At 71.3% G+C, this 17,983-nt stretch carries 15 protein-coding genes; 7 read left to right on the top strand and 8 right to left on the bottom strand.

The features are described 5' to 3' along the window. Window positions 1-28: 28 nt before the first annotated feature. Complete coding sequence (locus tag OG538_RS26225) at window positions 29-3,022, bottom strand: bifunctional [glutamine synthetase] adenylyltransferase/[glutamine synthetase]-adenylyl-L-tyrosine phosphorylase (protein ID WP_406097579.1); 2,994 nt, start codon at window positions 3,020-3,022, stop codon at window positions 29-31. Between the two features lie 363 nt (window positions 3,023-3,385). Here OG538_RS26225 and OG538_RS26220 point away from each other — a divergent pair, with 363 nt between their 5' ends. Continuing rightward, complete coding sequence (locus tag OG538_RS26220; RefSeq protein ID WP_406097577.1) at window positions 3,386-3,901, top strand: pyridoxamine 5'-phosphate oxidase family protein; 516 nt, start codon at window positions 3,386-3,388, stop codon at window positions 3,899-3,901. 49 nt (window positions 3,902-3,950) lie between these two features. Here the strand turns inward: OG538_RS26220 and OG538_RS26215 are convergent, their stop codons facing one another. Continuing rightward, complete coding sequence (locus OG538_RS26215; protein WP_406097575.1) at window positions 3,951-4,742, bottom strand: putative protein N(5)-glutamine methyltransferase; 792 nt, start codon at window positions 4,740-4,742, stop codon at window positions 3,951-3,953. Between the two features lie 187 nt (window positions 4,743-4,929). Then, window positions 4,930-5,199 carry a hypothetical protein gene (locus OG538_RS26210; RefSeq protein WP_406097573.1) on the bottom strand — a complete coding sequence of 90 codons (270 nt, stop codon included), beginning with the start codon at window positions 5,197-5,199 and terminating at the stop codon, window positions 4,930-4,932. 105 nt (window positions 5,200-5,304) lie between these two features. Here OG538_RS26210 and OG538_RS26205 point away from each other — a divergent pair, with 105 nt between their 5' ends. Continuing rightward, complete coding sequence (locus OG538_RS26205) at window positions 5,305-5,895, top strand: TetR family transcriptional regulator (RefSeq protein ID WP_406097571.1); 591 nt, start codon at window positions 5,305-5,307, stop codon at window positions 5,893-5,895. Window positions 5,896-5,944: 49 nt separating this feature from the next. On the opposite strand, the gene OG538_RS26200 is transcribed toward OG538_RS26205, so the two are convergent. From OG538_RS26200 to glnA, 5 genes are all read right to left on the bottom strand, one after another. Then, window positions 5,945-6,361, bottom strand: coding sequence for a universal stress protein (locus OG538_RS26200; protein ID WP_406097569.1), 417 nt, complete (start codon window positions 6,359-6,361; stop codon window positions 5,945-5,947). Window position 6,362: 1 nt separating this feature from the next. After that, window positions 6,363-7,856, bottom strand: coding sequence for an APC family permease (locus tag OG538_RS26195; protein ID WP_406097567.1), 1,494 nt, complete (start codon window positions 7,854-7,856; stop codon window positions 6,363-6,365). A gap of 128 nt (window positions 7,857-7,984) precedes the next feature. Further along, window positions 7,985-9,205 (bottom strand): saccharopine dehydrogenase family protein, encoded by a 1,221-nt coding sequence (locus OG538_RS26190; RefSeq protein ID WP_406097565.1) that lies wholly within the window; start codon window positions 9,203-9,205, stop codon window positions 7,985-7,987. A gap of 172 nt (window positions 9,206-9,377) precedes the next feature. Continuing rightward, window positions 9,378-10,601, bottom strand: a complete 1,224-nt coding sequence (locus OG538_RS26185; RefSeq protein ID WP_406097563.1) for an NADH:flavin oxidoreductase — start codon at window positions 10,599-10,601, stop codon at window positions 9,378-9,380. A 244-nt stretch (window positions 10,602-10,845) separates the two neighbouring features. Beyond that, on the bottom strand, window positions 10,846-12,207 hold the full coding sequence (gene glnA, locus OG538_RS26180; RefSeq protein ID WP_406097561.1) for a type I glutamate--ammonia ligase: 1,362 nt from the start codon (window positions 12,205-12,207) through the stop codon (window positions 10,846-10,848). A gap of 242 nt (window positions 12,208-12,449) precedes the next feature. Between glnA and OG538_RS26175 the strand changes: the two genes are divergently transcribed. The 5 genes from OG538_RS26175 to OG538_RS26155 all read left to right on the top strand — a co-directional run bounded on the left by OG538_RS26175 (window position 12,450) and on the right by OG538_RS26155 (window position 17,913). Continuing rightward, on the top strand, window positions 12,450-13,127 hold the full coding sequence (locus OG538_RS26175; RefSeq protein WP_406097559.1) for a DUF3105 domain-containing protein: 678 nt from the start codon (window positions 12,450-12,452) through the stop codon (window positions 13,125-13,127). A gap of 2 nt (window positions 13,128-13,129) precedes the next feature. Next, on the top strand, window positions 13,130-13,843 hold the full coding sequence (locus tag OG538_RS26170; protein ID WP_406100306.1) for a DUF305 domain-containing protein: 714 nt from the start codon (window positions 13,130-13,132) through the stop codon (window positions 13,841-13,843). Between the two features lie 129 nt (window positions 13,844-13,972). Continuing rightward, window positions 13,973-14,398 (top strand): CBS domain-containing protein, encoded by a 426-nt coding sequence (locus tag OG538_RS26165; RefSeq protein ID WP_406097557.1) that lies wholly within the window; start codon window positions 13,973-13,975, stop codon window positions 14,396-14,398. Between the two features lie 106 nt (window positions 14,399-14,504). Beyond that, on the top strand, window positions 14,505-16,079 hold the full coding sequence (locus OG538_RS26160; RefSeq protein ID WP_406097555.1) for a multicopper oxidase family protein: 1,575 nt from the start codon (window positions 14,505-14,507) through the stop codon (window positions 16,077-16,079). A 79-nt stretch (window positions 16,080-16,158) separates the two neighbouring features. Further along, a complete protein-coding gene (locus OG538_RS26155) occupies window positions 16,159-17,913 on the top strand; it encodes an NAD+ synthase (protein WP_406097553.1) in 1,755 nt (584 codons plus the stop codon). The last annotated feature ends 70 nt before the right edge of the window (window positions 17,914-17,983 follow it).

The following is a 17,983-nucleotide window of genomic DNA, read 5'->3' as shown; positions in this document are numbered from 1 at the left end:
CTCCCCCGCAGCGGCACCACCGGGGCCCTCACGCCGCCCCGTAGAACCGCTCCTCCACCACCGCACGCGCCCTCCGCGTAATCCGGCGGTAGTCGTCCAGCATGTCTCCGACATGCCCGGGCTCGTACCCCAGATACCGCCCGACCGCGGTCAGCTCACGCGGCCCGGACGGGAAGGTGTCGCCCGGCCGCCCGCGCACCAGCATCACCGCGTTGCGGACCCGCGACGCCAGTACCCATGCCTCGTCCAGAGTCTGCGCGTCCTCCGACGGGATCAGTCCCGCCGCGCACGCCGCGGCCAGCGCCTCCCTCGTCCGGGTGGTGCGCAGGCCCGGCTCCGCCCAGCCGTGCTGCATCTGCATCAGCTGGACCGTCCACTCGACGTCGCTCAGTCCGCCACGCCCCAGTTTCGCGTGGAGCGTGGGGTCCGCACCGCGCGGCAGCCGCTCGGACTCCATCCGGGCCTTGAGCCGCCGGATCTCCCGGACAGCGTCGTCCCCCAGCCCTTCCACCGGATACCGCAGCGGGTCGATGAGCTCGATGAAGTCGCGGCCCAGGTCGATGTCGCCCGCCATCGGCTGGGCGCGCAGCAATGCCTGGCTCTCCCAGACCAGCGACCAGCGCCGGTAGTACGCCCCGTACGACCTCAGCGTGCGCACCAGGGGCCCGCTCTTGCCCTCGGGGCGCAGATCCGCGTCGATGAGCAGCGGCGGGTCGGCGGTGGGCAGCTGGAGCAGCCGGCGCATCTCGGCGACCACCCGGTTCGCGGCCCGGCTCGCCTCCTGGTCGTCGACGCCCTCCCGGGGCGCGTGCACGAACAGGACGTCCGCGTCGGAGCCGTATCCGAGCTCGTGCCCGCCGAAACGGCCCATGCCGATCACCGCGAACCGGGTGGGCAGGGTGTCGCCCCACTCCGCGCGGACGGCGGCGCGCAGCGCCCCGGCGATCGTGACGGCGTTCAGATCGGTGACGGCGCTGCCGACCCGGTCGACGAGCGCCCCGGGGTCGGGTTCGGCCGGGCTCTCCTCGGTGCCGTAGGAGCCGATGAGGTCCGCGGCCGTCGTACGGAACAGCTCGCGCCGCCGCACTCCGCGCACCACGGCCACCGCCGACTCGGCGTCCTCCGCCCGCCCGACCGCGGCCAGCACCTCCAGCTCCAGGTGCTCCCGGCTGCGGGGCTTGAGCCCCTGCGGGTCGCCGAGGATCGCGACCGCCTCGGGGGCACGCAGCAGGAGGTCGGGGGCGAGCCGGCCGGCGGACAGGACCCGGGCGAGGTTCTCCGCGGCCGCGCCCTCGTCCCGCAGGAGGCGCAGATACCACGGGGTCTTGCCGAGCGCGTCGGACACCTTGCGGAAGCCGAGGAGTCCGGCGTCCGGATCGGCGGAGTCGGCGAACCATCCGAGCAGCACCGGCAGCAGCGTGCGCTGGATGGCGGCCTTGCGCGAGACCCCGGAGGACAGCGCCTCCAGATGCCGCAGGGCGGCTGCCGGGTCCTCGTATCCGAGGGCTTCGAGACGGTGTGCCGCGGCCTTCGCGCTGAGGCGCGACTCGCCGGGTGCGAGCTGGGCGACGGCGTCGAGCAGCGGCCGGTAGAACAGCTTCTCGTGCAGCCGCCGCACCACGGAGGCATGCCGCTTCCAGGCCTGGTTCAGCTCGGCGATGGGGTCGGTGCGCATCCCGAGGGAGCGCCCCAGCCGCCGGAGGTCCGGCTCGTCCACCGGGACCAGATGGGTGCGGCGCAGCCGGTAGAGCTGGATGCGGTGTTCCATGGCCCGCAGGAAGCGGTAGGCGTCGTCGAGCTGGACGGCGTCGACCCGTCCCACGTATCCGCCCTCGGCGAGCGCGCCCAGTGCCTCCAGGGTGGATCCGCTGCGCAGGGCGGGGTCGTTGCGGCCGTGCACGAGCTGGAGCAGCTGGACGGCGAACTCCACGTCCCGCAGTCCGCCGGGACCGAGCTTGATCTCGCGGTCGACCCGGTCGGCGGGGATGGTGTCGATGACCCGGCGGCGCATCTTCTGGACGTCGGGCACGAAGTTCTCGCGGTCGGCGGCCTGCCAGACCAGCGGTGAGACCGCCTCGACGTACTCGGCACCCAGCTCGGTGTCGCCCGCCACCGGGCGGGCCTTGAGGAGCGCCTGGAACTCCCAGGTCTTGGCCCAGCGCTGGTAGTAGGCGAGGTGCGAGCTGAGCGTGCGCACCAGGGGCCCGTTGCGGCCTTCCGGCCGGAGGTTGGCGTCGACGGGCCAGATGGTGCCCTCGACGGTCGTGTCGGCGCAGATCCGCATCATGTGGGCGGCCAGCCGGGTGGCGGCCTGCATGGCCGCGCTCTCCTCGGCGCCGTCGACGGGTTCGGCCACGAAGATGACATCGACGTCGGAGACGTAGTTCAGCTCGTGGCCGCCGCACTTGCCCATCGCGATGACGGCGAGCCGGCATCGTGCGGCGTCGTCGGGCGCGGCGGTACGGGCGATGGCGAGCGCGGCCCGGAGCGTCGCGGTGGCCAGGTCGGCCAGCTCGGCGGCGGCCTCGGCGACGTCGGTCGTGCCGCACACGTCGCGCGCCGCTATCGACAGCAGGCACCTGCGGTAGGCGATGCGCAGCGTGTCCGGATCGTCGACCCCGACCAGCTCGCGTTCGAACTCGGGGACACCGGGGTGCAGATCTGCCGCCTCGTACGTGACGAGTGCCTGCCAGTCGCGCGGGTGCCGGGCCAGGTGGTCACCGAGGGCCTCGGACGCCCCGAGCACCCCGAGCAGCCGGTCACGCAGCGGCTTGGCGGTGACCAGGGTGTCCAGCAGTATCTGCCGCTCGTCGGCCTCCTCGGCCTCGACGAGCCGGACGACCCCGCGCAGCGCCAGATCGGGGTCGGCGGTGGCCCCGAGGGCGTCGAGGAGGACGGGGTCGGAGCGCACGGTGGAGAGCTCCGGCAGATCCAGCAGCCGCTCGGCGGCCGACGGATCGGTGAAACCGTGCCTCAGCAGTCTTGTGAACGTGCTGCTCCTGCGCCCCGGCAACGTCGTCATTCCGCGCTCTCCTGCCCGCCGCCCGATCACCACCCAGCTCTACGAGCTTAGACCGACCGGCTCAGGGGGGAGTGGGTGAAGGCGCGGTACCGGGTGCGTGCGGGGGCGGGACGGGGGACCGAGCCGTGGCGCATGGCCTCCCTGCCCGAGCGCGAAGCCGAGAGCCCGGGGACCATGGTGATGGACGACGACCCGGGGGCGCATCCGTGTCCTGCCGCGGCGCCGAGAGCTCGGGGGAACGCGCGCCCCGCGACGCCCCCCATGTGCCGGTCGGCCCCGTCCCGCACCGATGAATACGGAGCGGGTGCGCAGTCCGTACGTGGTAGGCAGGATCGCTTTCAGGACCGACCGGGAGGACCGACCATGTCCGCATCCGAACCAGTCGCCGAGCTGGACCCCCGCTACAGCAGCCCCGGCGCGGTGCCCAGTCCCTGGGCCGGCGCCCGGCGACTGCTGTCCGAGGCCGAGCTGTACTGGCTGAGCACGGTCCGCCCGGACGGCCGGCCGCATGTCACGCCGTTGATCGGTGTCTGGTGGCAGGGCGCGCTGCACTTCTGCACGGGCCCCGAGGAACGCAAGGCCCGCAATCTGGCGGCCAACGACGAGGTCGTCCTCACGACCGGGTGCAACTCCTGGTCGGAGGGGCTCGACGTGGTGGTCGAGGGCCGGGCGGAACGGGTGACCGACGAAGGCAGGCTGGCCGCGCTCGCGGAGGCGTGGAAGTCGAAGTACGGCGACGACTGGCACTTCGACGTGGCCGACGGTGCGTTCGTGGGCTCGCTGGACAACCGGGCCGAGGTCTTCGCGGTGTCCCCGCGGACGGTGTTCGGCTTCGGCAAGGGTGACCCGTTCACGCAGACCCGGTGGCACTTCGCCTGATCCGACGGCCTGAACGGGCCCTGTGTACGGGCCCGTTCAGGACATCGGCTCAGCCGGCCGGCAGGGTGCCGATGACGACGGTGGCGTACAGCTCGTCGGAGGTGACCACGCGCGGGACGAGCCCGCTGCCGCCCACGGCCTCCTCGGCCCGTGCCGCCTGGCGTTCGCTGGTCTCGACCAGCAGGCTGCCGCCCGGAGCGAGCCAGTGCGGAGCCTCGGCGGCCACCCGCCGCATGACGTCGAGGCCGTCGCCGCCTCCGTCGAGGGCGACGAGGGGTTCGTGGACCCGCGCCTCCGCGGGCAGCAGGGCGACGTCCTCCGTCGGTACGTACGGCACGTTGGCGAGGAGCAGGTCGACGCGTCCGCGCAGGGAGCCGGGCAGGGGGGCGAAGAGGTCGCCCTCGTAGACCCTGCCGAGGCCGCCGACGTTGCGCCGGGCACAGCGCACCGCGGCGGGTTCCACGTCGGTGGCGTGCAGTTCGACATCGACCAGCTCGGCGGCGAGTGCGGCACCGAGAGCGCCCGAACCGCAGCAGAGGTCGACCACGACGGCCGGGCTCGGGGCCAGTTCCGCGGCCTGGCGGATCAGGAACTCGGTGCGGCGGCGGGGCACGAAGACCCCGGGGTCCACGGCGATGCGCAGGCCGCTGAACTCGGCCCAGCCGAGGACGTGTTCCAGGGGATGACCGGCGACGCGCCGTTCCACCATGGCGGCGAGCTGGACGGGACCGGCAGCGGTGGCGGCGATGAGGTCCGCCTCGTCCTCGGCGAATACGCAGCCGGCGGAGCGGAGGGTGGTGACGAGAGTGGAGAGAGCGAGCGGTGACAGCGGGACCGGCATGGAGCGGAGCCTTTCGGGAAACGCCGATGGGTGCTCCGCGGCCGGTTACGTCCGGTCGACCACGCGATCATGTGGGGCGAGCACCCAGCCTGATACAGCGGTAATGGGTCCCACCTCCTTCGGTACGTCCCCGTGCGGGGATGCGAAACACTACCCCAGCCCGGCTCCGCTCCTGCCCCGCCCGGCCTCAGCGCTTACGGGGACGGTGGTCGTTGCCTCCGTCGATGAAGCGGTTGTGCACGGCGATCGATGTGTTGGCCGCCCGGATGTTGCGGATCTCCGCGCTGTGGTGGCGCTCGATCTGCTGGCCGTCGAAGTTGTCCGTACGGCGTCGCCGTTCCTTCAGCGTCAGCTTCACGATCAGAAAGACGATCGTGAAGAACAGCACTCCGATCACCACGAAGACCTCGGTCATCGCCCATCCCCCTCCACGCCCGACGGTGAACTCGGCGGCCATGCGGTCATTGTCGGTGTCCCGCCACAATCAGTCCACCGCAATAGCCGGTGGCCTGCGGGCCGGTCACGTCTGCTCCGGTTGTTCCGGCCGCGGATAATGACATTCATGGAGCGCGCTGTGGGACTGCGGGAACGCAAGAAGGAAGCCACCCGGCAGGCCGTGCACGAAGCGGCCTTGAGGCTGACCGTCGAGCACGGCTTCGACCAGCTGACGGTGGAGGCGGTCGCCGACGCTGCCGGGATCTCGCGCAGAACCTTCTCCAACTACTTCGCCGGCAAGGAGGACGCTGTTCTCCACGGCGAGGAGCAACAGATCAGGGAGCTCGTCCGGGCCGTGCGCGAGCGCCCCGCCGAGGAGGGCGCCTGGACGGCGCTGCGGGCGGCCGTGGCCCGGTTCGCCGAGCGCGTCGCACCCCCGGAACGCGAATGGGCCGTCCGTACCCGCCTCGCCATGCACCACCCCTCCCTCCTGGCCCGCCAGCTGGCCAACCACGCAGCGATGGAACGTGACTTGGCGGATGCCGTGGCCGCCCGCCCGTCCCGTGCGCCGGACCCGGTCAGCCCGCAGGTACTCGCCGCGGCGTTCCTCTGCTCGCTGCGGATCGCGATGCGGATGTGGATCGAGGAGGAGCTGGCCCGGGACCCCGTCGACGTGATCGACGGAGTCCTGGACGAGATGGGGCGCAGCTTCGGCTGAGTGCGGGAATGCGGGCCGCGCGGAGGGTCGGAGCGCCCGGCCGACGGGTTCAGTCCTCCGTCGGCACGCAGAGCACCGGCACGCTCGACAGGTGCAGGAGCTTGTGCGTGGTGGAGCCGAGAAGCGCCCCTCGTATCGGGCTCTCCCCCCAGCTGCCCACCACGATGACCCGGGCTCCGTGACGTGCGGCGGCCTCGATCAGGGCCTGCGCCGGAGCACGGTCGATCACCTCGACGGTAGCCGGCACGCCCGCCGCGTCGGCCGCCGCGAGCGCACGTTGGAGGCCCGAGCGCCCGGCCTGGCGAACGGCGTCGTAGGCCGCCCGGTACTCCTCGCCCGTGGGGCCGGGCGGCGCCGCCCCGTACACCAGGACGAGCGGCTCGTCGTAGGCGGCGGCCACCTCGATCGCGATCTGCAGGGCGCGTGCGGCACCGGGCGACTCGTCGTAGCCGAGAACCACGGACATGTCAGGACTCCTTGCCGTGCACGAGGCCGGGATCGACCACACCCCGGCGCTCGTTCCAGAAGAGGGACGACCGCAGCCTCCACACCACCATGAGCACCACACCGGTCAGACTGATGACGATGCCGATGACGAGCGGCGGTCCGAGACCGAACCACGAGGTGCCGCTGTACGAGTTCGCGGGGTCCGACATGTCGATGACGGACCGGACGAGCAGCCAGGTCAGCAGGCCCGCTCCGACCAGCGGCCCGAAGCCGATGAGCAGGAAGCTCCGTACGCTCTCGGTCAGATGGTGGCGGTAGTAGACCGCGCACGCCACACCGGTCAGCGCGTAGTAGAAGGCGATCAGCAGGGACAGCGCCGTGAGCGAGTCGAAGAGGGCGTTCTCGCTGATCTGGTTGACGACGAGGTACCACGCGATGGCGATGGCAGCCACCCACCAGGTGCTCACGTCAGGTGTCCGGAAGCGCGGACTGATGTGAGCGAAGTGCGTCGGCAGCGCTTGCCGGCGGGCCATCGACAGCGCGGTGCGGGAGGCGGGGATGATGGTGGTCTGGGTCGAGGCGAGCGCGGACGTCGCGACCGCGAGCAGCACGACCCAGTCCCAGCCGCCCATGACCTCCCGGGCGAGCAGGGCGAAGATGAACTCCTCCTCGTCGGCGTTCTCGGCCAGGTACGCCGTTCCGGCGAACGCGACGACCGCGAAGCCGACGGACAGGTACGTCACCAGCAGGATGACGGTCGACCACACACCCGCCTTGCCGGGAGCGGTCGCGGAGTCCTCGACCTCCTCGGTGAGATTGACGGCGGACTCCCAGCCCCAGTAGATGAACACGCCCAGCAGCAGGCCGCCGGTGAGGGCCGCGCCGCCCGCCCCGAACGGATTGAGCCACGCGGCGGACGGGTGGACGGAGTCGAACGACGTAGTGCCCGCGTAGACGCGGTAGAGGGCGACGAGCACGAAGACCAGGAGGAAGGCGACCTGGGCGAGGATCAGCACGTTCTGCACCTTGGCCGAGAGCTCGGTGCCGATGACGCACAGCCCCGTCATCACGAGGATCAGGACGACGGTGAGCAGCTGGCGCACGAAGGTGTTGTCGGCCCAGCTGTCGAGTCCGACGGCCATCAGCCCGAAGCTGACGGCGACGTCCGCCAGGGACCCCACCACGAGCACCCCGGTCATCGTGATGGCCCAGCCGCCGAGCCACCCCGTCCACGGCCCCATCGCGCGGGTCACCCAGGAGAACGTCGTCCCGCAGTCCTGATCGACCTTGTTCAGGTAGTAGAACGCGGAGGCGATGAGGAGCATCGGCACGAAGGAGGCGAAGAGCACCCCGGGCGCGTAGATGCCGACGAGCGCGACGATCGGACCGATGACGGCCGCCACCGAGTAGGCCGGGGAGGTGGCGTTCAGCCCGATGACGAGCGCGTCGACGAAGCCGATCGCGTCGGGCTTCAGAGTCGCCGGCCGCGCTGGTTCGATCAGGTCCTCTGCCATGCGCCCTCGCTACGGTCATGGGCCCGGGTGAAACATCGGGCGGAATGTACTTTTCACATGCTATTGAGGCAGTTCCGGGTCAGCACATGCACCGGTGCACGCGGTGGGGCGGACGTACGGGCCACCGGTCACTGCTCGCGCATGGCCCACGGGGCGCCGTACTCGGTGAGCAGATCGAGGAACGGGCGCGGCGGCATGGCTTCCGGGCCCAGCACCCCGCTGCCGCTCCACACCCCACTCGCGACGAGTTCGAGGGCGGCCACGGGATTGATCGCGGTCTGCCAGACGACGGCCTGGGAGCCGTACTCCCGCATCGACCACTGGTTGTCGACGACGTGGTAGAGGTAGACCTCGCGGGACCGGCCGTCCTTGACGCCCTTCACCCATGTTCCCGCGCACGTCTTGCCGTGCATCCGCTCCCCGAGGCCCGCCGGGTCGGGCAGGCAGGCGGCGACCACGTCACGGGGCGATACCGCGGCCCGCCCGAGGTCACTCGCCACGGACACGGGTTCGGTCCGGTCGAGTCCGAGCATGTGGAGTGTCCGGAGCACCCCGATGAACTCGTCTCCCAGTCCGTACTTGAACGTGACCCGCCGGGCGTTCAGCCATCGCGGCACGAGGAGCACTTCCTCGTGCTCCACGTTGACGCACTCCACGGGGCCGATGCCTTCGGGGAAGTCGAAGACCTCCGGCTCGCTGAAGGGAGCCGTGGTGTACCAGCCCCGCTCCCGCTCGTAGACGACCGGCGGGTTCAGACACTCCTCGATGGTCGTCCAGATGCTGAACGACGGGGCGAAGTCGTAGCCGTCCACGGTCAGGTTCGCCCCGTCCCGGATCCCGATCTCCTCGATCTCGTCGAAGAGTTCGTCGGAGGCGTACCGGGCGAACACATCGGACATGCCTGGCTCCACGCCCATGCCCACGAGCGCGAGACGCCCCGCGGCCTCCCACTCCGCGGCCCGTTCGAACTGGGCGTCCCCGAGTTTGACCCCGCACTCCTCGTACGGACGGGCCGGATGCGGCCGGGACAGAGACATGGCCATGTCGACGTAGTGCACGCCGCGGGCGAGAGCCGTCTCGAACAGCGGCAGCACGAAGCGGGGATCGGTGGCATTGAGCAGGACGTCGCAACGATGCTCGGTGAGGGCCGCGGACACCGCTGACCGGTCCGAGGCGTCCAGCCGGACCGCGCTGAAGCGGCCGCCGCTCTCCCCCAGGTCCGCGACGGCCCGCTCCGCCCGCCCGAGGTCGAAGTCGGCGACCACCATGTGCCCGAGGAACGGGCGGCGGGCAGCGATCCTTGTGATCGCCGTGCCCACACCTCCCGCTCCGACCAGGAGGACGCGCATGGGTACACCACTCCTTCAACCGTTCGGGTGATCCGGCAGTCGCTCAGCCGCAGCGCTGTCCGCCAGGGGCGGACGTCATGGGTCCACCATCGGACGACTCGCGACGCCACGCCTCCGGGGCGCGCCCTTCCGGTGGCCGCCTCCGGCCCGGCCCCCGCAGGCCGAGGACCGCTCAGCGCTCCGGTTCCCCGGTCAGCGGGCAGTGGGTGCGCGTGTAGATGGTGGGCATGCAGAGGTTGCAGTGGATGCACTGCGAGCGGGTGGCCGCGTCCCGGCCGATCCGTTGCAGCAGGTCGGGCTCGCGCAGCAGAGCGCGGGCCATCGCGACAAACTCGAAGCCCTCCGCCATGGCGCGGTCCATGCCCTGCCGGTCGGTGACCCCGCCGAGGAGGATCAGCGGCAGCCCCAGCGTGGCGCGAAACTGCCGGGCGGCTTCGAGCAGGTACAGGGGGCGGTAGGGATACGTACGGAACACGCCGCGCCCCACCGCCCGGATCGCGAGACGCTGCGGGAGGGGGAAATTGGCCGCGAACTCGGCTACGGGCGCACCTCCGCGGAACAGGTACATGGGGTTCAGCAGGGAACTGCCCGCCGTCAGTTCGAGCGCGTCGACGCTCCCGTCCTCCTCCAGCCAGCGGGCGACCTGGAGGCTGTCGTCCACGGTGAGTCCGCCGGGGACACCGTCCTTCATGTTCAGCTTGGCGGTGATGGCGAGCCGGTCACCCAGAGCGTCGCGCACCGCCCGGGTGACGCGCAGCGCCACGGTGGCACGGGCGCGCAGTGAACCGCCGAAGGAGTCGGTGCGACGGTTCAGCCGCGGGCTGAGGAAGGCACTCGCCAGGTAGTTGTGGCCGAGATGGATCTCCACGGCATCGAATCCGGCCTCAGCCGCGAGCAGCGCGGCCGAGGCGTGGGCCCCGACGACACGGTCGACGTCCTCGGCGGTGGCCGCCCTGTTGCGGCGCATGCTCAGCGCGTTGAACCCCGCCATCGGGGCGAGCGAGGCCAGCCCGTTGGACCGGCCGTCGGCCACCGGGCCGGCGTGGCCCAGCTGGGCGGAGACCGCGGCGCCCGTCTCGTGCACCGCCTCGGTCAGCCTGCGCAGCCCGGGCAACGCCTCGGGCCGCATCCACAGCTGCCGCCGCTCGGTACGCCCTTCCGGCACCACCGCACAGTAGGCCACGGTGGTCATGGCGACCCCGCCCACGGCGGGGCGCAGGTGGTAGTCGATGAGCTCCTGGGTGACCAGCGCGTCGGGGGTGGCGCCCTCGAAGGTCGCGGCCTTGACGACCCGGTTGCGCAGCCTCAGCGGCCCGAGCCGGGCCGGCGCCAGCACATCCGGGGCGCGCCGGGGCGCCTCGCCCGTCGCCCCCGTCGTTCCCGGTCCGTCCGTCATGGCGCGGAGCATCGCAGAGAACTGACGAATAGTCAGTAGCGCTGCGGTCGCGGATCGTTGCCCTGCCGCTCGTGCGGCCGGGGCCGATACGACGCCGCCTTCCGTGGCGCGGGCACCGGGCGCCCCACACGGGACCGGGGCCCGACCCTCGTACGGCGTCGGGCTGATACGGCATCGGGCCGACGGGCACGAAGCCCGCCGGCCCGATGACCGGACCACACGCCCGCACGGGCGCCAACAGCGCTTACAGCACCGGCAGGAGCGCCTTCAGCTCGAAGGCCGTGACCTCGCTGCGGTACTCCTCCCACTCCTGCTTCTTGTTGCGCAGGAAGAAGTCGAAGACGTGCTCGCCCAGCGTCTCGGCGACCAGTTCGCTCTTCTCCATCAGCGAGATGGCCTCGCCCAGGTTCTGCGGCAGCGGCTCGATGCCCATCGCGCGGCGCTCCGCGTCGGACAGGGCCCAGACGTCGTCGTCGGCGCCGGCCGGGAGTTCGTAACCCTCCTCGATGCCCTTGAGGCCTGCGGCCAGGAGCACCGCGTACGTCAGGTAGGGGTTGGCGCCGGAGTCGATGGAGCGGACCTCGACGCGGGCCGAGCCGGTCTTGCCGGGCTTGTACATCGGGACGCGGATCAGGGCGGAGCGGTTGTTGTGGCCCCAGCAGATGTACGAGGGGGCCTCGCCGCCGGCTCCGGCCGCACGGGAGGAGCCGCCCCAGATGCGCTTGTAGGAGTTGACCCACTGGTTGGTCACGGCGGAGATCTCCGCGGCGTGCTTGAGCAGGCCAGCGATGAAGGAGCGGCCGACCTTGGAGAGCTGGTACTCGGCGCCGGACTCGTAGAACGCGTTGCGGTCACCCTCGAAGAGGGAGAGGTGGGTGTGCATGCCCGAGCCGGGGTACTCCGAGAACGGCTTCGGCATGAAGGTCGCCTGCACGCCCTGCTCCAGCGCGACCTGCTTCATGACGAGGCGGAAGGTCATGATGTTGTCGGCGGTGGAGAGCGCGTCCGCGTACCGCAGGTCGATCTCCTGCTGGCCCGGGGCACCCTCGTGGTGGCTGAACTCGACCGAGATGCCCATGGATTCGAGCATGGTGATCGCCTGGCGGCGGAAGTCCATGCCGACGTTCTGCGGGGTGTGGTCGAAGTAGCCGGAGCTGTCCGCGGGGGTGGGGCGGCTGCCGTCGACCGGCTTGTTCTTGAGCAGGAAGAACTCGATCTCCGGGTGGGTGTAGAAGGTGAATCCCAGGTCGGAGGTCTTGGCCAGGATGCGCTTGAGGACGTAGCGCGGGTCGGCGAAGGAGGGCGAGCCGTCGGGCATCAGGATGTCGCAGAACATCCGGGCCGTGCCGGGGGCCTCCGCGCGCCACGGCAGGATCTGGAAGGTGCCCGGATCCGGCTTGGCGATCATGTCCGACTCGTACACGCGGGCGAAGCCCTCGATGGCGGAGCCGTCGAAGCCGATTCCCTCGTCAAACGCCTGTTCCAGCTCGGCAGGGGCCACGGCCACGGACTTGAGGTAACCGAGCACGTCGGTGAACCACAACCGTACGAACCGGATGTCGCGCTCCTCAAGGGTCCTGAGGACGAATTCCTGCTGCTTGTCCATAGCCACATCCTTGCAGTTCAGACGGTCCGTGCACCACCGCCCGGGGTAAGGGGGAGAGTCCAGTATCACGACCCCGGATTTCACCCAGATTACGCACCCGACGTGAGATGGAGCACTCGGCCACCCACTACGATCGTCGGCCATGGTGCGTACGGGGTGCGGCGGCCACGCATCTGCCCCGCGCGCACCGCTTCCCGACCCGTTCCGTCACCTCATCGCCCCTTCGCAGAAGGACCTCCGACATGAGCTTCGACCGCAGGACCCGCATAGAGCAGATGCGCCAAGCCGACCGCGCGCGAGACCGCCGCACCCGCGTGCTGGTCATAAGCCTCAGCGCCGTCGTCGTCGCAGGTCTCGTCACCTTCGGCGCCTACACGCTCGTCGACAAGTCCGACGCCTCGGCCGACCGGAAGACTTCGGACGCCAAGAACACCGAGCAGTCCGACGCGCAGAAGAAGGAACTGGCCGGCGGGCCGATCCAGGGCGAGAAGACGTGGGACGCGAAGAAGCTGACCCGCAACCACGTCACCGAGGCCGTCTCGTACCCGATGAAGCCGCCGGTCGGCGGTGACCACAGCCCCGTCTGGATGAACTGCGACGGCGAGGTATACGAAAAGGCGATTCCCGACGAGAACGCCGTGCACGCGCTGGAGCACGGTTCGGTGTGGGTGACCTACACGGACGGGGCCTCGGCCGCCGATGTGGACAAGCTCGCGGACCGGGTCGGGAAGACCCCGTACTCGCTGATGAGTCCGTACAAGGACCAGGCGGGCACCATCATGCTGAGCGCCTGGGGCAAGCAGGTCACGGTGGACAGCGCCGATGACCGCCGGGTGGCGCAGTTCTTCGCCGCGTACGTGCAGGGCCCGCAGACGCCGGAGCCGGGCGCGGCGTGCACCGGCGGGCGGGCGGCCCCGTGACCGTGACGGAACGCACCCGGCGCGTCCGGTGGGCGGCGGGTTCCGCCGTCGCGCTGGCGCTGCTGTTCGCGGGGGCGGCGACGGTCGCCTCCGCGCGGGACGACGCGGACCACCATGCGGCCGCCCCGGCCGCGCGGGCCCCGGCGGCCGACTCCGCGGACGCCGGGTTCGCCCGTGACATGGCCGTCCACCACCAGCAGGCCGTGGAGATGTCCTTCATCGTGCGCGACCGCACCGAGGACGAGGACGTGCGCCGTCTCGCGTACGACATCGCCAACACGCAGGCCAGCCAGCGGGGCATGCTGCTCGGCTGGCTGGACCTGTGGGAGCTGCCGAAGGCGGCCGCCGGGCAGGAACCGATGGCCTGGATGGCCGCCGGCCGGCACTCGGGCCACGACATGGCCGGGATGCCCGGCATGAAAGGCGCCTACGAGGCCCATGACGGATCCCTCATGCCCGGCATGGCGACCCGTACCGAGCTGGAACAGCTCCGCCGGGCCAGCGGCAGGCAGGCCGAGGTCCTGTACCTCCAGCTGATGACCGACCACCACAGGGGCGGCATCGACATGGCCCGCGGTTGCGCGGACCTGTGCACCGTGAAGGCGGAGAAGCGGCTGGCCCGGCGCATGGTCGAGGGCCAGCACTCCGAGCTGGAGGCCATGGCCGGGATGCTGGCGGAGCGGGGGGCCGCGCCCCGGCCCGGGAAGGCGTCCTGACGGTTCCGGAGGCGTCCTCCCTGGCCGCACCCGAATGGGTGACAGCGGTCGCGCGCCCCGAACGCGCCCATGACGATGGGTTCGCTCGGGGTCGTACGCAAGTGCCATCGGCACGCAGGAGGAATCCCCATGACCACCGCCAAGGACATCATGCACACCGGCGCCACCTGGATCCCGGCGCACGAGACCCTGGACCGTGCCGCCCAGCTGATGCGCGACCACAACGTCGGTGCGCTGCCCATCTCGGAGAACGGCGAGCAGGACCGGATGGTCGGCATCCTCACGGACCGCGACATCGTGGTGGCCTGCGTGGCGGCGGGGCGGGATCCGTCGAAGGTGACCGCCGGTGACCTCGCCCAGGGCACCCCGCGCTGGATCGAAGCGGAGGCCGAGGTGGAAGCGGTGCTGGAGGAGATGCAGACCCACCGGATCCGCCGGCTGCCGGTCGTCGAGAACAAGAAGCTGATCGGCATGATCAGCGAGGCCAACCTGGCCCGGCATCTCTCCGACGACCAGATCGCCGGCTGGGCGGAGAAGGTCTACTCCCGCAACTGACGACGTCACCCCCTCGTACGCCGTACGAACGGTGGCGGCCCGACACCTCGCCACGCGGGCACGGTCCACCACCGTTCGCATACCTGGCGGGGGTAGCGTGACCGGCATGCCTGCTCAGCACACCCGCCGCGCCGTGCTCGGCGCTTCGATCGCCCTTGCCAGTACGGGAGTTGTCGCAGCCTGCGCTGACCACGGCGTCGCCGCGGACCACTCCGCCATGAATCACCCGGCACCCTCCGGCACCACCGTCCCCGAGGGTTACGTCTCGCCCGACGGGCCGGAGGTCGCCGCAGCCGAGCAGCGGCGGGGCCCCGGCCCCGAGCGCAGGGTCGCCCTGACCGCGACCCCGTCCCGGCTTCACCTCGGCGGCGGGCGCATCGTCAGCTCGTGGGCGTACGGCGACCGGCTTCCCGGGCAGGAGATCCGGGTCACGGCGGGCGACACGCTCGCCCTCACCGTCGCCAACCACCTGCCGCAGCCGACCTCGCTGCACTGGCACGGTCTCGCCCTGCGCAACGACATGGACGGGGTGCCCGGGCTGACCCAGCGGGCGATCGGGGCGGGAACCGACTTCACGTACCGCTTCGCCGTGCCCGACCCGGGCACGTACTGGCTCCATCCGCACTCGGGCGTGCAGCTGGACCGCGGGCTGTACGCGCCGCTGATCGTCGAGGACCCGAAGGAACCCCTGGCGTACGACAGGGAGTGGGTCGTCGTCCTGGACGACTGGGTCGACGGGGTGGACGGCTCCACCCCCGACGCCGTGCTCCAGGAACTCACCGGGGGCAGCGGCCACAGCGGGCACGCCATGGCGGCGACGCCCTCGCCGGCTCCGGGCGGCAGCGGGCCCTCACGGATGCTGAGGGGCGCCACCAGTGAGCTGCTGGGCGGCGACGCCGGTGACGTGGACTACCCGTACTACCTGGTCAACGGCCGCACCGCCGACGACCCGTCCGCCTTCGTCGCACGGCCGGGCGACCGGATCCGGCTGCGGATCATCAACGCGGGCGGCGACACCGCGTTCCGCGTCGCGCTCGGCGGCCACCGGATGACGGTGACGCACACCGACGGCTTCCCCGTCCGGCACACCACGACGGACGCCCTGCTTCTCGGGATGGGCGAACGGTACGACGTGCTGGTCACCGCCGGGGACGGGGTGTTCCCGCTGACCGCGCTGGCCGAGGGGAAGAATGCCTCGGCGATGGCCCTGCTGCGGACCGGGGGTGGTGCGGCGCCCCGCGCGTCCGCGCGTCCCAAGGAGCTGGACGGCAAACTGGTGACGGCCGGCCGGCTGGCCCCGGACGCGTCCGTGGCCCTGTCCCCGCGCAAGCCCGACCGCACGGTGATGATGCGGCTGACGGGCTCCATGGAGGCGTACGACTGGGCCTTCGACAGGAAGCCGTACACCGCCGACCAGCGCCATCCGGTGAAGGCCAGGGAGCGGGTCCGGCTGGAGTTCCGCAACCCGACCGCGATGTGGCACCCCATCCATCTGCACGGACACACCTTCGCGCTGACCGGTGGCGCCTCCGGAGCCCGCAAGGACACCGCGATCGTGCTGCCCCGGCAGACGCTGACCGTCGACTTCGACGCGGACAACCCGGGTCTGTGGATGCTCCACTGCCACAACCTCTACCACTCGGAGGCGGGCATGATGACGGTCCTCGGCTACCGCAGCTGAGTGCCCTCCCTGCGGGCCGTGCCGCTTTCCGCGCGGCCCGCCAGGACATCGCGTCAGTCAGACGATTACACTGGGCGGCGTGCCTCAACTACGCCTCGCACTGAATCAGATCGACTCGACCGTCGGTGACCTCGCCGGCAACACCGAGTCGATCCTCCACTGGACCCGGCACTCCGCCGAACAGGGCGCCCACCTGGTGGCGTTCCCCGAGATGGTGCTGACCGGTTACCCCGTCGAGGACCTGGCCCTGCGGTCATCCTTCGTCGAGGCGTCGCGGGAGGCGCTGCGGGCGCTCGCCGCGCGCCTGGACGCGGAGGGCTTCGGGGAGATCCCGGTCGTCGTCGGCTACCTCGACCGCTCCGAGTCCGCCGCGGCCCGCTACGGCCAGCCCGCCGGATCGCCGCGGAACGCCGCCGCGGTGCTGCACCGCGGGCGGATCGCGCTGAACTTCGCCAAGCACCACCTGCCCAACTACGGGGTCTTCGACGAGTTCCGGTACTTCGTGCCGGGCGACTCGATGCCCGTCGTGCGGGTGCACGGCATCGATGTGGCCCTCGCGATCTGCGAGGACCTCTGGCAGGACGGCGGCCGGGTGCCGGCCGCGCGCGCCGCGGGGGCAGGGCTGCTGCTGTCGATCAACGCCTCTCCGTACGAGCGGGACAAGGACGACACGCGGCTGGAGCTGGTCCGCAAGCGGGCCCAGGAGGCCGGCTGCACGACCGCGTACCTCGCGATGATCGGCGGCCAGGACGAGCTGGTCTTCGACGGTGACTCGATCGTCGTCGACAAGGACGGCGAAGTGATCGCCCGCGCCCCGCAGTTCGCCGAGGGCAGCGTGATCCTGGACCTCGACCTGCCGGCCGCCTCCCCCGAGGCGCCGTCCGGCGTGGTCAACGACGGGCTGCGGATCGACCATGTGGTCCTGTCCGAGGAGCCGCTGCCGGCGTACGAGGCGGAGCTGGCCGGAGGGTACGCGGACCGGCTCGACGACGACGAGGAGCTGTACTCGGCGCTCGTCGTGGGCCTGCGGGCGTACGCGGCGAAGAACGGCTTCAGCAGTGTGCTGGTCGGGCTCTCCGGCGGGATCGACTCGGCGCTCGTCGCGGCGATCGCCTGCGACGCCCTGGGTGCTCAGCACGTGTACGGCATCTCGATGCCGTCGAAGTACTCCTCGGACCACTCCAAGGGCGACGCGGCCGAGCTCGCCCGGCGTACCGGGCTGAACTTCCGGACCGTTCCGATCGAGCCGATGTTCGACGCGTACATGGGGTCACTGGGGCTCACCGGCCTCGCCGAGGAGAACCTGCAGTCGCGGCTGCGCGGCACGATGCTGATGGCCGTCTCCAACCAGGAGGGGCAGATCGTCCTGGCGCCGGGCAACAAGTCGGAGCTGGCGGTCGGTTACTCGACGCTGTACGGCGACTCCGTCGGCGCGTACGGGCCGATCAAGGACGTCTACAAGACGGCCGTCTTCCGGCTGGCGAAGTGGCGCAACCGGGCCGCCGAGGAGCGTGGGCAGACCCCGCCGATCCCGGAGGCCTCCATCACCAAGCCGCCGAGCGCGGAGCTGCGGCCGGGCCAGGTCGACACGGACTCGCTGCCCGACTACGACGTGCTGGACCGGATCCTCGAGATGTACGTCGACCGGGACCAGGGACTCGACTCGATCGTCGCGGCCGGGTTCGACGCGGCGCTGGTGGCGAAGACGCTGCGGATGGTGGACACCGCGGAGTACAAGCGGCGGCAGTATCCGCCGGGCACGAAGATCTCGCCCAAGGGCTTCGGCAAGGACCGGCGACTGCCGATCACGAACCGGTGGCGCGAGTCCGGCTGAGGCCGGGTCGTAAGGGTGGAAGCGGGCCCGTCCGGCCGAGGTGTCGTCCTCGGCCGGACGGGCCCGTCTC

It is taken from the genome of Streptomyces sp. NBC_01013, assembly GCF_045162765.1.
Classification (GTDB): domain Bacteria; phylum Actinomycetota; class Actinomycetes; order Streptomycetales; family Streptomycetaceae; genus Streptomyces.
This window is presented reverse-complemented; position numbering and strand designations above follow the sequence as displayed.